This is a genomic window from Ignavibacteriales bacterium (genome assembly GCA_026390595.1).
GTDB lineage: Bacteria > Bacteroidota > Ignavibacteria > UBA10030 > UBA10030 > UBA9647.
Window position 1 is genome coordinate 97,458 of sequence record JAPLFQ010000032.1, and the last position, 21,012, is coordinate 118,469.

Genomic DNA, 21,012 nt, shown 5'->3' on the forward strand with positions numbered 1-21,012 from the left:
ATCAGCCTTCCCTTCTACGAGTGCTCTTGTTCGTACTTCGCAATCTGCTTCTCGAACTTCAGCAAGAATCCGAGTTCGTCGGTCCCCTCCAAGAGACACGTCTTGGCGAATCCATCGATCGGGAACTTCTTCTCGCTCCCATCAGGCACGCGGACCGTCTGCGATTGAAGATCGATCGTGAGTTCAAACGGGGAACTGTCGCCCGCCAGGGCGCACAGTTCCTGATGGACCACAGCGCTCACAACGACCGGAAGAATGCCATTCTTCAGGGCGTTGCCTTTGAAGATATCGGCGAACGAAGTGCTGATCACGGCTCTGATGCCATTGCCGATCAATGCCCACGCGGCATGTTCGCGGGAAGAGCCGCAACCGAAGTTATCTCCTGCGAGGAGTATCTCTGCACCCGAGTACTCCGGCCGATTGAGGACGAAATCGGACTTCGGAGAACCCTCCTGATGATAGCGCCAGTCGGAGAACAGATTTGCCCCCAGGCCCAGTTTGTCCGTCACTTTGAGGAAGCGCGCGGGAATAATCTGGTCCGTGTCAATATCATTGACGAGCAACGGCATGACGCGAGAGGTGAACGGCGGAAAGTGATTCATGACCCCAAACCATTTATGAGTAAGTGAGAAGCGTACGAACATCAGTGATCTTGCCGGTAACCGCAGCTGCAGCAGCCGTCAGCGGAGAGGCAAGAAGCGTTCGCCCCCCTTTTCCCTGGCGCCCTTCAAAGTTCCGGTTGCTCGTGGAGACTGCGACCTGCCCGGGACTCAGCTGATCACCGTTCATGGCGATGCACATCGAGCAACCGGATTCACGCCACTCGGCACCTGCCTGCCTAAAAATGACATCGAGTCCTTCCGCCTCCGCCTGAACTTTGATCGCCTGCGATCCGGGCACGACCAGCACACGCACACCAGCAGAGACCTTTCTCCCTTTGAAAATGGTCGACGCCTGGCGCAGGTCGCTGATGCGGGAATTTGTGCAGCTTCCGATAAACACAACGTCGACCGGCTTACCTGCCAGGAGTTCACCCGGTTTCAATCCCATGTAATCGAGTGACTTTTGAAATGCGAGCTTCACTGAAGCGTCTGTCATAGAGCCTGGGTCCGGCACAGAACCAGTCACAGCCATGCCCATACCTGGGTTAGTACCGTAGGTGATCATGGGACTCAATTCGCCCGCGTTGATCGTTATGGTTCTGTCGTAGCCTGCGCCCTCGTCGCTCGGAAGAGTCTTCCAGTAACTGAGCATCCTGTCCCATGTAGAATTCTTCGGGGCATATTCCTTTCCGGAGATATACTGATACGATGTCTCATCAGGCGCTATCATCCCCGCCCGCGCTCCGCCTTCGATCGACATGTTGCAGACCGTCATTCGCTCTTCCATATCCAGAGATCTGATCGCGCTGCCGGTGTACTCAAAGACGTGCCCCGTACCTCCGGCGACTCCAATCCTCGAGAGGAGTGAAAGGATGATATCCTTCGCGGTCACTCCCGGCTGGAGCTTCCCTTCGACGCGCACCTCAAATGTCTTCGGTTGACGCTGAAGCAGGCACTGTGTCGCCAGCACGTGTTCGACCTCACTGGTACCGATGCCAAACGCCAAGGCACCGAATGCCCCGTGCGTGGATGTGTGGCTGTCTCCGCACACGATGGTCATTCCGGGCTGCGTCAATCCAAGCTCAGGGCCGATAACATGGACAATGCCGCGCTGGGGACTGTTCATTCCAAAGAACCGAATGCCGAACTCGCGGGCATTGGTCTCCAGCTGCTGGATTTGTTTCTCTGCTATCTTGTCCGTCATCGGGATCGACGGATCAACCGTCGGGATGCTGTGATCGACGGTCGCGAACGACTTATTCGGACGTCTGACCTTGAGGCCGCGCTGACGCAGTCCGGTGAACGCCTGCGGCGACGTGACCTCGTGAAGCAAATGAAGGTCGATGTACAGGACGGCAGGCGAATCAGGTTCCTGTGCGACGAGATGATTGTTCCACACTTTCTCAAACAGCGTCAAAGGTTTGTTCATTCTTGAATCCCTGCGTTGATGAAGTTACATTGGAACAGTTTCGGGTTTTTGAGTAGCTTGCTGCCCTTCCCGCCGCTTCCTGGCACTGTTTGCACGATTCAGCGCTTCAAGATATGCCTTCGCGCTTCCCGTAATAACGTCGGTACTTACTGCCCTGCCGTTGAAAAGAACTCCTTCGAAGTCCACCCGCACGAATACTTCGCCGATCGCGTCATGCCCGAATGTCACCGACTTGATCGAGTATTCGGTTAGTTTCCCTATGATACCCGTGATGCGTTCGATGGCCTTGTATGCAGCGTCCACCGGTCCATCTCCGGTGGCAGAATCCACGAAGCGCTCATCACGCAGCCGCAACTCGACGGTCGCCGTTGGGCGAAGGTTCGTGCCGCTGAGCACCTGAATATTGTCGAGATGATAGAAATCCTCTGCCGCGCTCTCACGATCTTCGACGATGGCGATCAGATCCTCGTCGAAAATGTCCTTCTTCTGATCGGCGATGGTGCAAAATGACTGATATGCCCGTTCCAGGTCCTCGGTCGCCAATTCATAGCCGAGTTCCGTATATCGCTGCTTCAAAGCGTGGCGGCCGGAGTGTTTCCCCAACACCAGTGTGCTATGCTTAATCCCCACCGATTGCGGGGTCATGATCTCATACGTGATGCGGCTCTTGAGCATGCCATCCTGATGAATGCCTGCCTCGTGCGCAAACGCATTGGCACCGACGATAGCCTTGTTGCGCTGGACCATCATGCCGGTCAACGTGCTCAGAAGCTTGCTCGACTTGTAGATCTCTTCAGCATTCACAGTGGTGTCAACGCCAAGCGTTTCCTTCCTCGTCCGGATCGCCATCACAATTTCTTCCAGCGCGGCATTTCCGGCCCGCTCGCCGATCCCATTGATCGTGCATTCTACTTGCCTCACTCCGTTTCTGATCGCGGCGAGTGAGTTCGCAACAGCAAGACCGAAATCGTTATGGCAGTGAGAGCTGAGTGTGATGTGTCGACTCGCGGGGACTCGCTCCTTCACCATGCGGAACATCGCGCCGTACTCTTCCGGGACAGCATAGCCGACCGTGTCTGGCAGGTTGATGACAGTCGCGCCGGCATCGATGGCCGCAGCGACGATCGAACAGAGAAAATCGATGCTGCTCCGGGAGGCATCCTCACAGGAAAACTCCACATCGGAGCAAAGGGACTTGGCGTGCTTGATCCCCTCCACCGCATCGGCAAGAGCCTGATCTCGGCTCTTCCTGAGTTTGTGTGTCAGGTGGATGTCGGATGTGGCGATAAATGTATGAATGCGCGGCTTCTTCGCATATTGAATCGCCTCCCACGCCCTGTCGATGTCTCCCTTGACCGTGCGGCACAGGGCGGCGACGGTGCAGTGCTCAATCGTCCGGGCGATGACTTGAACCGCCTCAAAGTCGCCTACGGAGGCAATTGGAAACCCTGCCTCGATGACATCCACACGAAGCAGCTCAAGCTGCCGCGCCATCCTCACTTTTTCTTCCAGGTTCAGGCTGCAGCCGGGCGACTGTTCCCCGTCGCGAAGGGTGGTGTCAAAGATGTAGATCCGTTCTTCCATGTTTCTGGATCTCCTACGATATGATGATTGTATTCTTTCCTGCTCTGAGGGGATGACCGATCAATTCGATCATCACAATTTTGGTTCGGCCGCTGTTTGGGCGGACACACCGACGGTTTGTTTTGCCGCTTGTATGGGCACAACCTTCCAGAACATCTGTTGATACTCCGTCCAATTCATGAGAATCTTCTGCGCACGTGCGCTGCCGGTCTCCTCGACGTGACGGGAGATGAACGAGAGCAACAGCCGAGCGTCCTCCGGGTCATCGAGGCGGTGAAAACGAACCAGCTCCGAGTTGCACCTTTTGTGGAAGTCTCCCAGGAAGTCGAGTACATACGCTGCACCTCCGGTCATTCCGGCCCCGAAGTTCCTCCCCACGGTCCCAAGCACAACCACGCTGCCGTTTGTCATGTATTCACACGCGTGATCTCCGGTCCCTTCGACGACCGCGAGTGCGCCGCTGTTACGAACGGCGAATCGTTCTCCCGCCCGGCCACACGCAAACAACGATCCTCTCGTTGCGCCGTAGAGCACGGTGTTTCCCATGACCACATCGTGCGTCGTGTTCTTTCGCTGGCGCGACGGCATGATGACGATTTCGCCTCCGCACATCCCTTTTCCGACGTAATCGTTCGCTTCTCCTACAAGGACGAGCTTTACACCCTGGACGAGAAATGCTCCGAAACTCTGACCCGCACTCCCCGAAAGCCGCAGTTCGATCGTTTTCGGCGGCAATCCATGATCACCGTACATGTACGCGATCTCGCCGGAGAGCTTTGTGGCTATCGAACGATGCGTATTGCGAATCTTGTAGCTCCGGACGATGGGGGACTTGTCGCGCAAGGAATCCTTCACGTCCTGCAAAATTGTGTCATCGAGCGGTTTGTCCGGCTTGTCATTCCGGTACCAGACTCTCAGACGCTGATCGCGTTCATAGTTACGCCGAGCGAGAATCCGGCTCAGGTCGATTGTGTTCGCTTTTGGATGGTCCGTGACCGCCAACTGACGCAAGAGGTCTGTTCTGCCGATAATCTCAGTCAGCGAACGGAAACCCAGATCCGAGAGTATCCTCCGCACATCGTCCGCGACGGCGTCGAGATAGCGGATGAGCATGTCGGGATTCCCCTCGATGCGCGCCCGGAGTTTTTCATCCTGCGTCGCGATACCGACAGGACATGTGTTGAGGTGACACTGCCGCACGTACCGGCATCCGAGGGCGACAAGGGCTGCGGTGCCGAAATTGAATTCCTCGGCGCCGAGCATGGCGGCAATGACGATATCGCGGCCGGTCTTCAACCCTCCGTCAACCCGGAGCGTCACACGTTCCCGCAGACCGTTCATCACAAGGACCTGTTGCGCCTCCGCGATGCCAAGCTCCCAGGGAGCACCCGCGTTCTTGATGGAGCTCAACGGAGAAGCGCCGGTCCCCCCGTCATATCCGCTTATCAGGATCACGTCGGCGTACGCCTTCGCGACACCGGCGGCTATCGTGCCAACTCCTGCTTCCGAAACGAGCTTCACGCACACCCTTGCCCGTGGATTCACCTGTTTCAAATCGTAAATCAGCTGAGCCAGGTCTTCAATGCTATAAATGTCGTGATGCGGCGGCGGCGAAATCAGCGAAACACCAGGCATGGCTTTCCGGAGACGGGCTATCAGTGGAGACACTTTGTTGCCGGGGATTTGTCCCCCCTCTCCCGGCTTGGATCCCTGCGCCATCTTGATTTCGAGTTCCTTCGCGCTGGCGAGATACTCCGCCGTCACGCCAAATCTGGCGGATGCGACCTGTTTAATGGCGCTATTGGACCAGTCGCCGTTCGGCATCACATGAAACCGCCTGGGATCCTCACCCCCTTCTCCGCTGTTGCTCTTGCCTCCGATGCGATTCATCGCTATCGCGATCGTCTCGTGAATCTCTGGCGAGAGTGCACCAAGCGACATTGCAGCGGTCGTGAACCTCCTGCGAATGTCCTCGATCGATTCGACCTCGGCGATTGGAACCGGAGAATTGATTTTCTTGAACTCGAGCAGGTCTTTGAGGCCAACCGGGCCTGAGTCAGAGAGCGCTTTTTTTAGATGATCATAATCTTCGCCGGATCCGCTGACGCGGAGTTTCTGCATCGCGCGCAGCGCGTCGGGAGACCATGCCCGGCGTTCGCCATTCCTTCTATACCGATACATCCCCTCATCGACAAGGTTGCCGACGCCGCCGCCGAATGCTCTCGTGTGCCGGTCCAGAGCTTCTCGCGCGATTTCTCTCAGCCCGAGTCCTCCTATGCGTGTCGGAGTACCGGTGAAGTATGCTTCGACCACTTCGTCCGCGATGCCGATAGCCTCGAAGATCTGTGCGCCGCGATATGAACCGAGCAGACAGATCCCCATTTTGGAGATGACCTTAAGGATGCCGTTTTCGATCGCCGTCCGGAAGTTCGCACATGCCTGATTGAGCGCATCCGGCGAAGCAGGCGGGACCAATGAACGTATGGTCTCAAATGCGAGGTACGGATTCACCGCATTTGCTCCATATCCGATGAGTGTAGCGAAATGATGAACATCCCTCGGTTCAGCCGTTTCCGCAACAACGCTCAGTTTGAGCCGCTTCTGGAGTCGCAGGAGATGATTATGAACAGCACCTACCGCGAGCAGGATTGGAATGGGGGCTTTCTCGCCATCAATACCGCGATCGCTCAGGACAACCAGGAACTTCCCTTCGTCGGCGGCACCTTCGGCAGCCTGACAGATCTTCCTGATCGCAGATTGCATCCCATCCTCGCCTTCGGAAGCATTGAACAGGACCGAGAGCGTTGCTGTCTGAAACGCCGGATCTTCAAGCGAGCGCAGCCGCTCCAACTCCGAGTTGAACAGAATCGGGCTCTCGAGCTCGACCTGCTTCGCATGCTCAGGAGACTCACCGAACCAGTTGTGGCGATATCCGAGTTTACTTGTCAGAGACATGACCAGGCGTTCCCTGATAGGGTCGATCGGGGGGTTCGTCACCTGTGCGAACTGCTGCCGGAAATATGATGGGAGCAATTTCGGCAGTTTCGACAATACTGCGAGCGGAGCATCGTCCCCCATTGACCCCACAGGTTCCTTCGCTTCCTCCATCATCGGTTTAAACAGCGCGGGGATTTCTTCGGCGCTGTAACCGAAACAAATCTGGTACCTGACCAGATGCTCCCCAGTTGGTCCTGCACCGTTCAAAGGTTCGACCTGCGTTAAACGGCCAAGCTTGGTGATATTCTTGACCCACGTCGAATACGACTTGTGACCCCCGATTTCGTTTTTGATCTCGACATCCTTCAGAAGGATGCCCTTCGCGGTATCGACGGCGATCATCTGTCCAGGCCCGAGTCGTCCTTTTTCAACAACCAGAGCATCGTCGATTTCCAGTGCGCCGACCTCGGAGCTCAGGACGATCAGACCCGTTGAAGTGATCTTGTACCGTGCAGGGCGCAGGCCATTACGGTCGAGTGTGGCACCGACGGTTGTCCCGTCACTGAACACCAGGGCCGCCGGTCCGTCCCACGGCTCGCTGAAGCACTCATTGTATTCGTAGAAGTCTTTTGCCTGCTGCGTGATGTCATCACGCGCCCGCCACGCTTCCGGGACAAGCATCATCATCGAATGCAGGATCGATCTCCCGGAGAGAGTCAGCGCTTCGAGGGCATTGTCCAGGTTCGCCGAATCGCTCCCCTTGGGCTGGATGAGCGGCTTCAGGAACCGGATGTCTTCGCCCCAATAATCGGAGACGATTTCCGCTTCGCGTGCCGCTGTCCAGATTCGATTTCCCTGGATCGTATTGATTTCACCGTTGTGTGCGAGCATGCGGAAGGGCTGAGCGAGGTTCCACGTCGGGAAGGTGTTGGTGCTGTACCTCTGGTGATAAATACCAAAGGCAGACTCAAAACTGCCGCTCTGCAGGTCCGGATAGAACTTGTCAAGAGCGGTCGCAATCATCAACCCTTTGTAGACGATTGTACGGCTGGAGAAGGAGCAGACATAGAAATCATCGATTCTTGTTTTCAGGAGATGCTTCTCGATTTCTTTCCGCACGAGAAAGAGTTGGCGTTCGTACTCCAGTGCACCGAGATGCCGCGGTTTCTTGACAAGGATCTGCTGGATTCTTGGCGCGGTGAGCGCCGAGCTGTCGCCGATAACTTCCATGTCAACCGGGACCTTACGCCATCCAAGCAGGCCCAGACCGTGGCGGGAGACAGAATGTTCTACAAGTGCCTTGCACAGCGAATACGCATCTTCATTTGCCGGCATGAAGAACATCCCCACACCGAGATCGGCATCCGATTCGAGGCGTGATGACAAACCGTTCACCTGCTCCACGAAGAACTTCACGGGAAGTTGAGTCAGGATACCCGCTCCGTCGCCGGTTTGGGTATCGGCCGCGACGGCGCCGCGGTGCGTGAGGTTACACACCGAGCGGATTGCCTGACGAACGATTTCGTGGCTTTTGCCCCCCGCGATATTCGCAACGAAACCGGTGCCGCAGGCATCGTGCTCAAACCTTGGATCGTATAGTGGATAAGGATTCAAGCGTCTTTGCAGTAATGTTGATCTGATCGTCCAGCGTTGGCGGACAACAACGACGTTACACTTCCCCCTGGAACTCCCGCTTCAGGGCGACTCTTCCCGTCCGGGCAAGTTCCTTGATCCCGAATGGCTTCAGCATTTTGATAATCGCATCGACCTTCTGCTGGCTTCCCGTAGCCTCCAGGGTCAGAGATTTCACGCTGATGTCGACAACTTTCGCGCGAAAGATCTCTGCGATCTGCATAATCTCGGAACGGGAGCTCTGGGTGGACTGCACCTTGACGAGCACCAACTCGCGCTCCACGAAATTCTCGAAGGTCAAGTCGACCACCTTGAGCGTATCGATGAGCTTGTGGAGCTGCTTCGTAATCTGCTCGATGATCTGGTCGTCACCCCGCGTGACAATTGTCATCCTCGAAATCGACTCTTCTTCGGTCGGTCCGACGGAAAGACTGTCGATGTTGTACCCTTTCGCAGAGAACATACCGGCGACCCGCACGAACGCTCCGAACTTGTTCTCCACCAGGACAGAAATGGTGTGCCGTTTGAGATGAGCCGGCGGGTTCGCTTCATTGCCGCCTTGACTTCCTGGTTGCTGTGTGTGTGTCATGGTTTCTGATCCGCCATTGAATGAATGTGTTGTCCCTTGCTCACCGTCATCAAGGTTTCTTCGGGGGCTCCGCCTGCAGGCGCGGCGACGGGCTCAGGGACATCGATGATTTCGTTCACTGTTTGCCCTGCAGGAATCATCGGATAGACGTTGTCTTCCTGTGCGACCACAAATTCGACAAAGACGGGACCATCCTTCTGGTCGAGCGCCTTCCTGATAACATCTTCTACTTCCGCCGCGCGTGTGACGCGATACGCGGGACAACCGTACGCCTCGGCGAGCTTCACGAAATTGGGATTCTGCAATCCGACGTGGGAGTATCTTCTCCGCCAGAAGAGTTCCTGCCATTGACGGACCATTCCTAGGAACCCGTTGTTGATGACGAACACCTTCATAGGAAGCTTGTGTTCAACGATGGTCGCCATTTCCTGGCTGTTCATCTGGAATCCGCCATCGCCGCTGATCGAAATGATCGGCAATCCTGTGTGCCCGAAGCTTGCGCCCATGGCCGCAGGGAGCGAGAATCCCATTGTGCCAAGGCCTCCCGAGGTGATGTGAGACCGGGGGTGAACCCAATTGAAGAATTGTGCCGTCCACATCTGATGCTGGCCGACGTCGGTGACCACAACAGCGTTGCCGCCTGTGATTTCTGCGAGTTTCTGAATGACGTACTGAGCACGAATTGCTTCACCGCTCCTGTAGCGCAACGGATGTTCCCGTTTCCACTCTTCTATCGTCGCCAGCCAGTCCTTCGTATCCAACCGATGGACAGACTCGATGAGTTTCTTCAAAACCGTCTTGACGTCACCGACGATCGGAACATCGACGGGGACGTTTTTGCTGATCGCCGACGGATCGATGTCAATATGGATTTTCTTTGCTTCAGCGGCGAACGCTTCCACCTTGCCTGTGACGCGGTCATCAAAACGGGCACCGACTGCGATCAGAACGTCGCAGTACTGAACAGCCACGTTGGAATACCAGGTTCCGTGCATCCCCAGCATACCGAGCGCAAGAGGTTCGTTTTCAGGATACGCTCCGAGTCCGTGCAACGTGGTCGTCACGGGGCACCCCAATGTATCCGCAAGTTTCTTCAACTCCGCCGCGGCGTTTGACTGTATGACGCCGCCTCCTACGTAGAGAACCGGCCTCTTCGCGGCGTTAATGAGTTCGGCCGCTTTCTTTATCTGCTTCAGATGACCGTCCGTTACCGGCTTGTAGCTGCGAAGCTCAACGCTCTCGGGATACTCGAACATGGCTTTCTGCGCCATCACGTCTTTTGGCAAATCGACAAGGACAGGGCCCGGTCTGCCGGTGGTGGCGATATAGAACGCTTCTTTGACGGTCTTCGCGAGTTCGTTCACGTCGCGGACGAGGTAGTTGTGCTTGGTAATAGGCCTGGTGATACCGACGATATCGGCCTCCTGGAAGGCATCGTTCCCGATCAAATTGAGCGGAACCTGCCCGGTAAACACCACAATGGGAATTGAATCCATGAAGGCGTCGGCAATCCCCGTGACGGTGTTCGTTGCCCCGGGGCCCGACGTGACGAGAACGACACCCGGTTTTCCGGTAGCTTTTGCGTATCCTTCCGCCGCGTGCGTCGCCCCCTGTTCGTGGCGCACGAGAACGTGCTTAATGTGCGAGAGATCGACAAGGGCATCATAAATGCCAATCGTCGCACCTCCCGGATACCCGAAGAGGACTTCAACCCCCTCCGCAATAAGGCAGCGGACGAATATTTCTGCACCCGTCATCATCTTGCCGCCCTTCTTCTGCGTCCCCGAAGCCTTATGTGCCGACATAGAGTGTCCTTGTCTTGGTGAAGAGTTTGGTTGTTACGATCGGTCTCATTGATTCGTCCCGCCGTTCTGGTCACAGCGGGACGATCAGATCCGCATGTTTTGCGGACGTCTCAATCAATGAGATTTTCTATTAACTAAGTGAAGATCCGTCACTGCGCCTACGCTGCTGCTAGAAACGAGGGCTGCATATTTAGCCAGCACCCCCCGATGATACCGTTGCGGCTGCGGTTTCCACGATGCTCTGCGTGAGGCAAGTTCAGGGTCAGAGACGTTAAGCTGCAGCAATCGTCTCTCGGCGTCGATTGTAATGCTGTCACCTTCCTGCACAAGCGCGATCGTTCCGCCCACCGCTGCCTCAGGCGCCACGTGGCCAACCACCATTCCATATGTCCCGCCGGAAAACCGTCCGTCTGTAATGAGGCCGACTGCATCACCAAGTCCGGCACCAATGATCGCCGACGTGGGAGCGAGCATCTCGCGCATTCCGGGTCCACCCCGCGGGCCTTCGTACCGAATGACCAACACATCGCCAGCCCTGATCTTCCCGGCGAGCACCGCCTGCAAACAATTTTCTTCTGACTCGAACACGCGCGCGGGGCCAGTGATCTTCGGATTCTTCACACCGGTAATCTTCGCGACAGCTCCCTCAGCAGCCAGGTTTCCCTTCAGTATCGCCAGGTGACCGTGAGAGTAGACCGGATTATTCCATGGCCGGATGACTTGCTGGTCAGTGCGAGGCGCAGGCGGGATCCCTGCAAGGGATTCAGCGATTGTCTGGCCGGTGATCGTCATCGCGTCACCGTGCAGAACGTCATGGGCCAGGAGGATTTTCATGACCTGAGGAATTCCACCGGCCTGATGCAACTCCGTCGCGACGTACCTGCCGGATGGTTTGAGATCGCAGAGAACCGGGACACGAGCGCGGATAGTCTCAAAGTCATCGATGGTGAGTGGCACCTCCGCTGCGTGCGCAATGGCCAGGAGATGCAATACCGCGTTCGTGGAGCCCCCGATCGCCATGACGACGGCGATCGCGTTTTCGAAAGCTTGTCGGGTGAGAAGCTGGCGTGGAAGGATCTGTTTCTGAACCGCGAGAGCGAGGACCTGGGCAGATTTTGCAGTACTGTCGGATTTTTCAAAATCCTCCGCGGCCATCGTCGATGAGTACATCAGGCTCATGCCCATCGCCTCGATCGCAGAAGACATCGTATTGGCCGTGAACATGCCGCCACACGATCCAGCACCCGGACATGCGTGTCGTTCGATCTCCTGCACTTCCTGCTCGGTAATCTTCTGTGCGCTGTACTGGCCGACGGCTTCAAAGGCGCTCACGATGGTAAGATCTTTGCCGTTCAGGTGACCCGGCTTGATGGTTCCGCCGTAAACGAAAATCGCAGGAATGTTAAGACGGGCGATTGCGATCATCGCACCGGGCATGTTCTTGTCACAGCCGCCGATCGCCAGCAGTCCGTCCATTGCCTGGGCGTTGCAGACCGTCTCAATCGAATCGGCGATGACTTCCCTGGAGACGAGCGAGAACTTCATCCCCTCCGTGCCCATCGATATGCCGTCGCTGACAGTGATCGTACCGAACATTTGAGGCATCGTGTTGACGGCCCGGAGTGCGTCCATCGCGCGGTCAGCCAGGTCATTCAGACCGACGTTACAAGGGGTCAAGTTGCTGTAGCCATTTGCAACACCAATGATCGGCTTCGCGAAGTCTCCGTCTCCGAACCCCACAGCGCGAAGCATTGCGCGGTTGGGAGTCCGTTCCACCCCTTTTTTTATCATATCACTGCGCATAGTTCACCTTTCTCAAGAACGACAACTCTCGTTCGCCTGAGGTGAACCTGCTTTACCGTGTTATTCTATTGGGAATATGTATCGGGTATGCTCGGTTAACCTCTGGCGTCTCTCAGGCGATAATAAAAAGCCCAAGAAGCAGGAGGCTCACGAGACTAATAAGGAGGAGGCCAAGGAGGGAAATACCAGAAACAGGGCGCACTATGACGATGCCCTGGTTACACGACAAGCTTCTGGCTATGATTGATTGATTTCCCACTTGACTCAAGTAAAGTGATGTCTATACAATATAACAAATCCACCTGACATGTCAAGAAGAAAATCGCATTGGGTTCGCCTTTCTTATACCCTGAGGGAAGTACCGCAGGCTCTCTGCGGCTTCCTGCTGGCCTGTGTGGGCCTCGCATGACTCATCGCATCTCGAGACATTCTTTGACCTTGGCAAGAAATTCTGCAAGGGCAAAGGGTTTCTTAAGAACATTCCCGGCATCGAGCGAGATACCTCGTTTTGCTGCCTCCTTTTCGGACATACCGGTCATGAAAATGAACGGAATGGAACGCATTTTCGGATCGGTCTTGAACTTGTCCAACACTCCCAGTCCGTCCAGTTTTGGCATGACGACGTCGGAGACAACCAGGTCTGGAGGATTCTGAAGTGCCAACTCCACCCCATCTTCTCCGTTGACCGCCTGCATTACGACATATCCCGATTGTTCCAGCAAAGCCGTCACGGTGCGGCGACAGATTCCGTCATCATCAATTACGAGGATCCGCTTCATACTTTTCTCCTGATGGGCTTCATTGAGCCGATTGTGAATGAAACAAGCCCGATCGCAGATCCAGTCGATTCAATTCGGCCTCGGATTTCATCAGCGCATCGACAAGGGCGATCAGCGAGCCCTTGTAGATATCGACGTATTCGTCGGGATGATCGATCGATCGGACCCTCACGAACGCGTTGCGCAAATCTACGATTTCCAGATAGGGGGTACTCCTCACCTCGACTCTTTGAAGTACTTTCTCGAGACCCGGGTTCGGCCTCCCGGCGTGCATGGTGGCAACAATCGTGTCGACCTGTTCTTTCATACGATACTCCAATCGTTCGCGTAGTCGTGCAATGAGTTAACTGCTGACGAATTGTGCAGATCGGCGCTCGCCGGCACCTCCATTGTGAACTCGCTCATTTGAGAATGGATCGAATGAACGCCACCCGGCGAATCCCTCGAATGCCGCCAGTTTCTGCAGAGGGGTTCTTCCCCCAAGCCATGGGATCGATCGGCAATTGTTATGGAAGAAGAGAAAATGGACCAGGTCACGGTGCAATTCCCCTTCTGAAGCCCCGACGATTGATCCCTCCACGATGCCGCCAAACATGAACTTGTCGGCGATCCCGTACAGGGGGTCCTGCGATACCTTCGTTATGATGGAATGCGAACACCCCTTTTCTTCGATAATCTCCGAAAATTCATGATATGAACGATCTCCGGCTGCGTGATAGAACGGCCGCTGATTGCGGGAGCGTACGTGCGAGACGACGAAAGGGAATGTCTCCAGCGCGTGGTCGAAGAACGACGCAGCCGCCGCCGTCGTCGGCGCCAGGTACACCTGGGCAACCTGCAGGAAAGTGCAAGCATCAACAGCAGAGAATACAACCGGTTGCAGGCCATTCACATTCATGGAAAGATCCTTCGCTCTCAGAAAGACAAGATGCCCCGGTTTTGGAGCCACTTCATCAAGCGTGGAGACAATGTTCTGCATTTGCACTTCGCCGGTTTGCGTAAGTTCCCGGCAGAGGCCTTCAAGTCTTACCGCGAGCGGTGCATCGAGCGAACGGATCGTCTCCGTCCTTTCTTGAGCGGACATTTGTTTCCCTCCTCTTCTGATTTTTGTCGCCACAATCATCCTAACAACGACAACCTATTTCCCAGCGAACAACCCGGTCCATCTCGTTTTCACCGGACCTTTTCTGGCAGCCGGCTTCGGAAGAATGACAGGGCCCCTCACATGAGTTGTACAGATCACATGCCAGGTATGTGTAAATTCCGCGGTCAACCCAAGCAACCCGATCGACCGCAAACGCGACAGATAGGATTGCCCCGCCACTTGCAACGGGCGCATTTCGAAGAGGCACGACCTGGGCTCCGTTGGGCGACAATCACGGTGCGCACTCCGGCCCGCAGTTCCATATTTGAGAATCTCAAGCAGGCGAGCGTGTTCACAATTCTATCGACCAGCCGAATCTCACGTAAGGCTCGGGGAGCTTGCGACTCATCAAGCAAGGGTTTTGCGGTCAGTATCAGAGTGACTTGACGGATGAGACGGCGCATGTGCATTTCCTCTTTCATCTGAAGTTCGTTGACGAAAGATGTGCATCAGCAATGCCACGCCCAAGAGCGGAGAAGCCACGGATGGGCTCCTGCAACCTTATGTAATTCGGCTACTTACTACGGCGGATATTTTGGGGAGGCGTCTGAGATACTGGAGGCCTGTAAAATCTACAAGTCCAGAACCAAGTGAGACCAAATTGAGCTTATCAAGAAGGGGAAAGGACGGACGGGAGACAAGCATGTCCACTAGAGCAAGCGGGCACATGCCAAGAGATATATTTTGAGTTGCGTGGATGGAAACCTGACACGAGCGATGACACTGGGAAGTGCTCGGACAGAGCTTCCTTCAGGAGCAATCAGAAGAAACGTCCACAGTTCGCCGAATGCCAGAAAGCGGTACTAGGAGTTTGCAGAAAAACCAGTTTCTTTCACCACGAAGGCACAAAGACCCGAAAGTCTGTATCAAGAAACTCGATTTTGAGAGGATTTGAATATCCTGAAGACATTTTTGAGACTTCGTGTCTTTGTGGTCGTCATTTTTTTTGTATTTCAGAATCCTCCTAGTGGACTTCGCCAAGATTGTACGCCTGCATCTTGGAATAGAGGGTCTTGACACTCATCCCAAGAATCTTCGCAGCGACCTCTTTGTTGCCGCTGACAGCCCTCAACACGCCCGCAACGTGAGCCCGCTGCATCTCCGTCATTGAAACGGGGCTCCCGGCCTGAATTCCTGCATTCGCAACTTTCGAGGACAAATCATGAGCGGGTCTCGACTTGAGCGGGAGGGCAAGATCGTCGAAATAGATGACATCATCTTGAGAGAGAATGACCGCCCGTTCCATGACATTTTCCAGCTCACGCACATTTCCCGGCCAATCGTACTTCATCAGGACTTCGAGTGCTCTCTCGTCAAGCCGCTTCGGTTCCTTTGCACCCGCATGCTGCCGAAGGAAATGATTAACGAGCAGGGGTATATCATCCTTGCGTTCCCTCAAGGAGGGGAGCTGCAGTGTAATCACATTCAGCCTGAAGAGAAGGTCTTCCCGGAACCGCCGGGCTACGGCCTCCTGCCGAAGGTCCTTGTTTGTGGCGGAAACGATACGTACGTCGGCTTTGAGATTCTTGTTGCTGCCAACGCGTCGGAACTCTCCTGTCTGCAAGAATCTCAGCACCTTGGGTTGAACGGTGAGGGACATCTCGCCGATTTCATCAAGAAAGAGAGTACCTCCATCGGCCATCTCCACCAACCCCTGCTCGGTACTCGTTGCGTCGGTAAAGGCCCCCTTCTCGTGACCGAACAATTCGCTTTCGATAAGCGTTTCAGGAATCGAAGAGCAATTGAGCGCCATGAACGACTGCGTTTTTCTCGAGCTGTTGGCGTGAATGAAGTTGGCGACAAGCTCCTTGCCCGTACCGCTTGCACCTTCGATGAGGATTGTGGAGTCCGAAGGAGCGGATCTCTCTGCGAGATCCAGCATTTCAAGAAACCCACGGTTTCGACTGATGATATGACTCGAGAGGGCGCGCCGGGAGAGCTCCGCCTTGAACACTTTGTTCAGGAACAGAAGTTTCTTGCGCTCGAGCGCCCGTTCGATGAGATACAGGAGCTCGCTCGAGGAGTACGGCTTTGTGACATAGTAATATGCGCCGTGTTTCATGCATTCGACGGCGATCTTGACCTCATCGACGGCGGACAATACAATCACTTCACAGTCACCGTGCCTCGGCTTGATGCACTTCAGGAGCTCAAGACCATTCAGACGCGGCATGTTCACGTCCAGCAGCATCAGATCGAACGGCTGCGTTTGAAACAGAGCGAGAGCTTCTACTCCATCGGCAGCTTTCGCGACTTCGTACCCCTCCTGCTCAAGCATATGGCTCAGGGCATCCAGAAAATCTTCGCAGTCATCAACGGCAAGGATCGAAATCGGCTGTTTACCCATGGCGACTCTTTCGCTTTCCTAGGATTGGTTTTGCGTGGAGCTGTAGACGTAGATACTGTTGACGATCGGATCGAAATGATGGTGTGCTAAAATTTTCTCGATGTGTGTGATCCCGATAGCCGAGTCCTTTGGGAGAAGCTTCGTTCCCGTACCGGTCACGAGATCGTGGGCAAGAACCATTCCCGCCTGCAGTTCAAGAATGTTGACCTGCCGCTTTCCCTCCATCCAGGCTGGATTCTCGACTATCTGAAGGTACTCCTCGGCAAGCTGAACAACACGTGGATCGAGAACAGTCCCTTTCGCCCTTCGCACTGCTTCAAGCTGATCCTGCCGCGTGAAGCCCTTTGCAACAGGTAATTGTTCTATGACATTGGCGAGCCTGAGGATCCTTGAACCGAGAGGAATCTGCTGATTCATCAACCTGTCCGGATACCCGGTGCCGTCATAGTTTTCCAACTGGTAGCGGATGAGAGTGCTCGCGTCCTTGAGCTTCGGGATTCCCCCAAGAATAAGCTGGCCAAGGTTGGGGAAACTCTCGAGCTCATTCCGTTGATCTTCTGAGAGATCAGGACGCTCTTTGCGGAGCAACTCGTCCGGGAAACTCACCTTGCCGATTTCGTGCAGCCTCGCGGCCGTGCCGAGGGTCTGCAAATCGGCTCCATTCATTTCGAGCTTCGCGCCGATCCAGAGGGCCATTTGCTCAGAGCGTTCCGCCCGAGCAGATGCGTTCGGAACCCGCAAGCCGATCAGATGAATGAGAAGTTGGAGCACGCCGGTATAGCTCTCTTCCAGAATGAGATTCAACTCAGCGAGCGCCTTGCGGTCTTCAACCATTTCGTCGTGCATGGCGCGAATGCGCAGGGACGCCCGGACCCTGGACAACAACTCCTCAGCATGTACAGGACGGGTCACATAATCGTCAGCTCCGCTGTCGAAGCCCCTCACTTTGTCTCCTACGTCGTCGCTGCCCGTGAGCAGAATAAACATCGTTTCGCGAAGGGCTTTGTCGCTCTTCACACTCCGGCACAGTTCTACGCCATCCATCACCGACATATAGATGTCGCTGATAATGATCGCAGGATGTTTTTCCCCGACGAGAAGGAGCGCTTCTGCCCCGTTCCCTGCGCAGAGAACGTCATAGGATGACTCGCTGCGGAGCACGGCCGACAATATCTCTCTTTGGGAGTCATCGTCATCGACGATGAGCACCCGGGTCTTCTCACTCATTCTTCTTTCCCTTGGTTTCGCCCTGCTTCTCATATTGCACAAGGATGCTGGTTCTCCTGTTCACGACATCGAACGGATCGGACGGGTTTCTGAGATGCCTGTCCGCGTATCCCATCACACCGTCAATTCTCGCACCCTCCAGCCCGTTCTTCATCAAGATCCGGCGTGCGCTGTTGGCACGGTCCGCGCTGAGCTCATAATTCGTATATCCGTCGGTGCTCTGATACTGCCGTGAATCCGTATGTCCTTCGAGCACAACGTGATTCGTCATCGCCTTCAACTCTGCTGCAATAATCGCCAGTACTTTCGTCGCGTCTTCCTTCAGATGCGAAGTGCCAACGTCGAAAAACACTTTGTTCGATTGTTCAACCAGTTCGATCCTCATCCCCTCTTTGGTGATTTCGATCTTGATTTGCTTCGCGAGTTCTTTGAGAGTTGGAGTTTTCTGCATTGTCTCCATGATCTTCTCCCCCATCTCCTTCAGCTTCTCTTCCTGGCGCTTGAGGTTCTCCTCCATCAAGTGCTCTCCAACGGCGACCTTATTGAATTCGAACGCGCCTCCCCCTTTGGTGTTCTCTGAGAACGCTCCCGGATCCTTGAAGTAGGCCGCCATGTACTCCTTGACCTGCTTGCTCTGGCCCACGATCCACAAGACTATAAACAGAGCCATCATGGCGGTCACAAAGTCGGCGTACGCCACCTTCCACGCCCCCCCATGATGCGCCGCGTGCCCGCCTTTCTTTTTGCGGATGATAATGGGGACTTCCGGATTTCGGGAGTTTCCTGTCATTTCAGTTTCCTGCTGGCGCGGCCTTCACCGAACGGGCTGCTGTTTCAAGCTCTTTGAATGAGGGACGGACTGCACCACAGATACTGCGACGCGCGAATTCCACAACGGTGATAGGCGCATTCCCTTTCGCGTAAGCAACAACGCCGGCCTTGATGCACTCGAAATACCGTGATTCACTCGCCTGCAATTGTTCCAGGTGCCCCGCCAGGGGACCCACAAAACCATAGCACATGAGAATCCCCAGGAAGGTCCCCACCAACGCTGCGGCGACTTTCTCCCCGATCACTTCCGGCGGGCCATTGATCGCCTGCATCGTTATAACAATTCCCAATACAGCCGCCACGATTCCAAGCCCCGGGAGCGCATCGCTCATCTTCGTAATTGCAGCGGCTACCGGCGCTTGTTCGGCATGGTGCGCTTCGATATCTGCATCGAGCATTGCCTCCAGGTCATGCGGGGCGACTCCGCCTCCCAGCAGCAGTTTCATGGTATCGCAAAGATACCAGAGTGCGTGATGCTGCTTGAGAAGAAAGGGGTTCTTCGAGAAAATCGGGCTCTTTTCCGGGTTCTCAATGTGCGATTCGACGTTTATCAGCCCGTCACGCGTCGCAACATTGAACAATTCGTACATCGACTTCAAAAGGCTCAGATACTCTTCTTTGGTGTAAGGGTCGCCTTTGAAGATGCTCCCAAAGGAACCGGCCAGTTTCTTCAGTACGGCTAGCGGCGTTCCCACCAGCATAGAACCGATCGATGCTCCTCCAATGATGACGAACTCATTGTATTGGAGAAGAACCCCGAGCGGTCCTCCATGCATCGTGAACCCGATAAGAACCGACGCAAGAACAACAACACATCCGATAATCACAAACATGGCTCACTCCGTTGACCAGCATCACCGAAGGGGCGCGAGTCCCGCACTCAAATCGGGCCTCCGTCCCCTTCTATGACTGTTTGTCTTGTTTGACGTTTTTCGATCGTAACACCAGTGCTGCCTTCGACACCGAGACTTTCTCCGATTTCGAAGCCTGCAGATTTTCTTTCTGGATCAGGTCGTAAAGTTCCGAACGATAGACTTTGACTTCTTTTGGCGCTTCAATCCCAATCTTCACCTGTCCTTCGTGGATGCCCAATATCTTGATCGTGACCGAGTCGCCGATCCTGATGGCTTCTTCGATTTTCCGGCTGAGGATGAGCATGGATCATCCCTCCACAAGTACTGATTGATGAGAGAACAGCGGATGACGGGCAGAGAGAGACTCGTCATCGAGAATGAGCTGGCGTCCTTGCCGCGAGGTGTTCTCGACCACGACAGGACTCCGGAGGTTCGTCGTCGACGCCTCCAATGGATCCTTCAGCGCCACCATGAGAAATACAGTGACATCGAGATCCTTGAAGAGGCTCGACTGGTACGTGCTGACGATCAGCGCCGGGTCGATCATTGCGAAACTGAGGTCCTCATCCTCGAGCGAGACAAGCCACCGGAAGGGTTCACTTTCCTCGTCGTTGACGATGAGGTAGCGCTTGAGTTCCTCAAACCCTATGATCCCCTCCTGGAACTCGATGACGTGCTTTTCATCGTATTCCACCTCACCGAACTGCCTATTGGTGAATTTCATTTTGCTTCTCCTTCATTGAATCATTCATGAATTGCTGTTCCGGCGTCGCAGCCTCATCCTTCTTCAAGGCACTCTCCGCCACGATCACAATGTCGACGCGCCGGTTGCGGGCCCGGTTCTCATCAGACGTGTTGGGCGCAAGCGGGCGGTACTCTGAATACCCGACCACAGAAACCTTGTCTGCCTTGATCCCGTGCTTCCCGATGAGATAGTATCCGACGTTGACTGCGCGTCCGACGGACAGATGCCAGTTCGACGGAAACGCTCCAGTGGCAATCGGGACATTGTCGGTGTGCCCTTCAACCCGCACATCATTCGTCATCTTCTTCAATGCCTCAGCCAGCTGATCAAGTGTCGCCAGGGATGTCGCTTTCAGATCCGCACTTCCAGAGGCAAACAGGAACTGTTCCTGCAAGTGCACGGTGACTCCACGCTCATCCTGCGTGATTGAAATGGGAAGCGATTTCGAACCCAGATTCAGTCCCTTGCGAATGTCGGCCTCGATCCGTGCCCGTTCCCGGTAGAACTCGGGAAGCGTCTTGACTACGTCCACAACGCTGAGTTTCACCGAAGTCGCTTCGGGCGAGCCAAATACGCCGCCGAGAGCTGCAACGACCTGACTGTATTTTTCGGTGTCGATCTTCGACATGGCATACAGTATAACAAACAATCCGAGAAGGAGCGTAATGAGGTCGGCGTACGTCAGTAACCATCGTTCGGAATTC

17 protein-coding genes are annotated in these 21,012 nt (G+C 55.1%); all 17 read right to left on the reverse strand.

Features of this window, described 5'->3' with window-relative positions:
- Positions 1-14: 14 nt before the first annotated feature.
- Positions 15-644 carry a 3-isopropylmalate dehydratase small subunit gene (leuD, locus tag NTU47_17420; GenBank protein ID MCX6135590.1) on the reverse strand — a complete coding sequence of 210 codons (630 nt, stop codon included), beginning with the start codon at positions 642-644 and terminating at the stop codon, positions 15-17.
- Positions 616-2,031 (reverse strand): 3-isopropylmalate dehydratase large subunit, encoded by a 1,416-nt coding sequence (gene leuC / locus NTU47_17425; protein ID MCX6135591.1) that lies wholly within the window; start codon positions 2,029-2,031, stop codon positions 616-618. The genes leuD and leuC overlap by 29 nt, the downstream gene beginning before the upstream one ends.
- Positions 2,032-2,055: 24 nt before the next feature.
- Positions 2,056-3,615, reverse strand: a complete 1,560-nt coding sequence (locus NTU47_17430; protein ID MCX6135592.1) for a 2-isopropylmalate synthase — start codon at positions 3,613-3,615, stop codon at positions 2,056-2,058.
- Positions 3,616-3,687: 72 nt separating this feature from the next.
- On the reverse strand, positions 3,688-8,166 hold the full coding sequence (gene gltB / locus NTU47_17435) for a glutamate synthase large subunit (GenBank protein MCX6135593.1): 4,479 nt from the start codon (positions 8,164-8,166) through the stop codon (positions 3,688-3,690).
- Between the two features lie 55 nt (positions 8,167-8,221).
- Positions 8,222-8,773: an acetolactate synthase small subunit gene (ilvN, locus tag NTU47_17440; GenBank protein MCX6135594.1), complete on the reverse strand. Its 552-nt coding sequence runs from the start codon at positions 8,771-8,773 to the stop codon at positions 8,222-8,224.
- Complete coding sequence (gene ilvB, locus NTU47_17445; GenBank protein MCX6135595.1) at positions 8,770-10,578, reverse strand: biosynthetic-type acetolactate synthase large subunit; 1,809 nt, start codon at positions 10,576-10,578, stop codon at positions 8,770-8,772. Before ilvB ends, ilvN begins: the two co-directional genes overlap by 4 nt.
- A 114-nt stretch (positions 10,579-10,692) precedes the next feature.
- Positions 10,693-12,381, reverse strand: a complete 1,689-nt coding sequence (gene ilvD / locus NTU47_17450) for a dihydroxy-acid dehydratase (protein MCX6135596.1) — start codon at positions 12,379-12,381, stop codon at positions 10,693-10,695.
- A 410-nt stretch (positions 12,382-12,791) separates the two neighbouring features.
- Positions 12,792-13,160: a response regulator gene (locus tag NTU47_17455; protein MCX6135597.1), complete on the reverse strand. Its 369-nt coding sequence runs from the start codon at positions 13,158-13,160 to the stop codon at positions 12,792-12,794.
- 19 nt (positions 13,161-13,179) lie between these two features.
- Positions 13,180-13,467: a hypothetical protein gene (locus NTU47_17460; GenBank protein MCX6135598.1), complete on the reverse strand. Its 288-nt coding sequence runs from the start codon at positions 13,465-13,467 to the stop codon at positions 13,180-13,182.
- Positions 13,468-13,503: 36 nt separating this feature from the next.
- A complete protein-coding gene (locus NTU47_17465; protein ID MCX6135599.1) occupies positions 13,504-14,244 on the reverse strand; it encodes a hypothetical protein in 741 nt (246 codons plus the stop codon).
- A 1,024-nt stretch (positions 14,245-15,268) separates the two neighbouring features.
- Positions 15,269-16,651 (reverse strand): sigma-54 dependent transcriptional regulator, encoded by a 1,383-nt coding sequence (locus NTU47_17470; protein ID MCX6135600.1) that lies wholly within the window; start codon positions 16,649-16,651, stop codon positions 15,269-15,271.
- Positions 16,652-16,669: 18 nt separating this feature from the next.
- Positions 16,670-17,878, reverse strand: coding sequence for a response regulator (locus NTU47_17475; GenBank protein MCX6135601.1), 1,209 nt, complete (start codon positions 17,876-17,878; stop codon positions 16,670-16,672).
- Entirely contained in the window at positions 17,871-18,668 is a 798-nt protein-coding gene (locus NTU47_17480; protein MCX6135602.1) for an OmpA family protein, read from the reverse strand. The genes NTU47_17475 and NTU47_17480 overlap by 8 nt, the downstream gene beginning before the upstream one ends.
- 1 nt (position 18,669) lies before the next feature.
- On the reverse strand, positions 18,670-19,542 hold the full coding sequence (gene motA, locus NTU47_17485) for a flagellar motor stator protein MotA (protein MCX6135603.1): 873 nt from the start codon (positions 19,540-19,542) through the stop codon (positions 18,670-18,672).
- A gap of 70 nt (positions 19,543-19,612) precedes the next feature.
- Complete coding sequence (csrA, locus tag NTU47_17490) at positions 19,613-19,867, reverse strand: carbon storage regulator CsrA (protein MCX6135604.1); 255 nt, start codon at positions 19,865-19,867, stop codon at positions 19,613-19,615.
- Positions 19,868-19,870: 3 nt separating this feature from the next.
- The gene (gene fliW / locus NTU47_17495) at positions 19,871-20,287 is read right to left on the reverse strand and encodes a flagellar assembly protein FliW (GenBank protein MCX6135605.1); all 417 of its coding nucleotides are present in this window, start codon (positions 20,285-20,287) and stop codon (positions 19,871-19,873) included.
- On the reverse strand, positions 20,271-21,012 hold a 742-nt coding region (locus tag NTU47_17500), incomplete at its 5' end, for an OmpA family protein (protein MCX6135606.1). The genes NTU47_17500 and fliW, both read right to left, overlap by 17 nt.

What these genes read in the sequence shown, in the direction of transcription:
- csrA (MCX6135604.1), bottom strand. Translation starts at nt 19,867, where the DNA reads ATGCTCATCCTCAGCCGGAAAATCGAAGAAGCCATCAGGATCGGCGAC.
- fliW (MCX6135605.1), bottom strand. Translation starts at nt 20,287, where the DNA reads ATGAAATTCACCAATAGGCAGTTCGGTGAGGTGGAATACGATGAAAAG.
- NTU47_17460 (MCX6135598.1), bottom strand. Translation starts at nt 13,467, where the DNA reads ATGAAAGAACAGGTCGACACGATTGTTGCCACCATGCACGCCGGGAGG.
- leuD (MCX6135590.1), bottom strand. Translation starts at nt 644, where the DNA reads ATGTTCGTACGCTTCTCACTTACTCATAAATGGTTTGGGGTCATGAAT.
- NTU47_17455 (MCX6135597.1), bottom strand. Translation starts at nt 13,160, where the DNA reads ATGAAGCGGATCCTCGTAATTGATGATGACGGAATCTGTCGCCGCACC.
- NTU47_17470 (MCX6135600.1), bottom strand. Translation starts at nt 16,651, where the DNA reads ATGGGTAAACAGCCGATTTCGATCCTTGCCGTTGATGACTGCGAAGAT.
- NTU47_17475 (MCX6135601.1), bottom strand. Translation starts at nt 17,878, where the DNA reads ATGAGTGAGAAGACCCGGGTGCTCATCGTCGATGACGATGACTCCCAA.
- ilvB (MCX6135595.1), bottom strand. Translation starts at nt 10,578, where the DNA reads ATGTCGGCACATAAGGCTTCGGGGACGCAGAAGAAGGGCGGCAAGATG.
- ilvN (MCX6135594.1), bottom strand. Translation starts at nt 8,773, where the DNA reads ATGACACACACACAGCAACCAGGAAGTCAAGGCGGCAATGAAGCGAAC.
- leuC (MCX6135591.1), bottom strand. Translation starts at nt 2,031, where the DNA reads ATGAACAAACCTTTGACGCTGTTTGAGAAAGTGTGGAACAATCATCTC.
- NTU47_17430 (MCX6135592.1), bottom strand. Translation starts at nt 3,615, where the DNA reads ATGGAAGAACGGATCTACATCTTTGACACCACCCTTCGCGACGGGGAA.
- NTU47_17480 (MCX6135602.1), bottom strand. Translation starts at nt 18,668, where the DNA reads ATGACAGGAAACTCCCGAAATCCGGAAGTCCCCATTATCATCCGCAAA.
- ilvD (MCX6135596.1), bottom strand. Translation starts at nt 12,381, where the DNA reads ATGCGCAGTGATATGATAAAAAAAGGGGTGGAACGGACTCCCAACCGC.
- motA (MCX6135603.1), bottom strand. Translation starts at nt 19,542, where the DNA reads ATGTTTGTGATTATCGGATGTGTTGTTGTTCTTGCGTCGGTTCTTATC.
- NTU47_17465 (MCX6135599.1), bottom strand. Translation starts at nt 14,244, where the DNA reads ATGTCCGCTCAAGAAAGGACGGAGACGATCCGTTCGCTCGATGCACCG.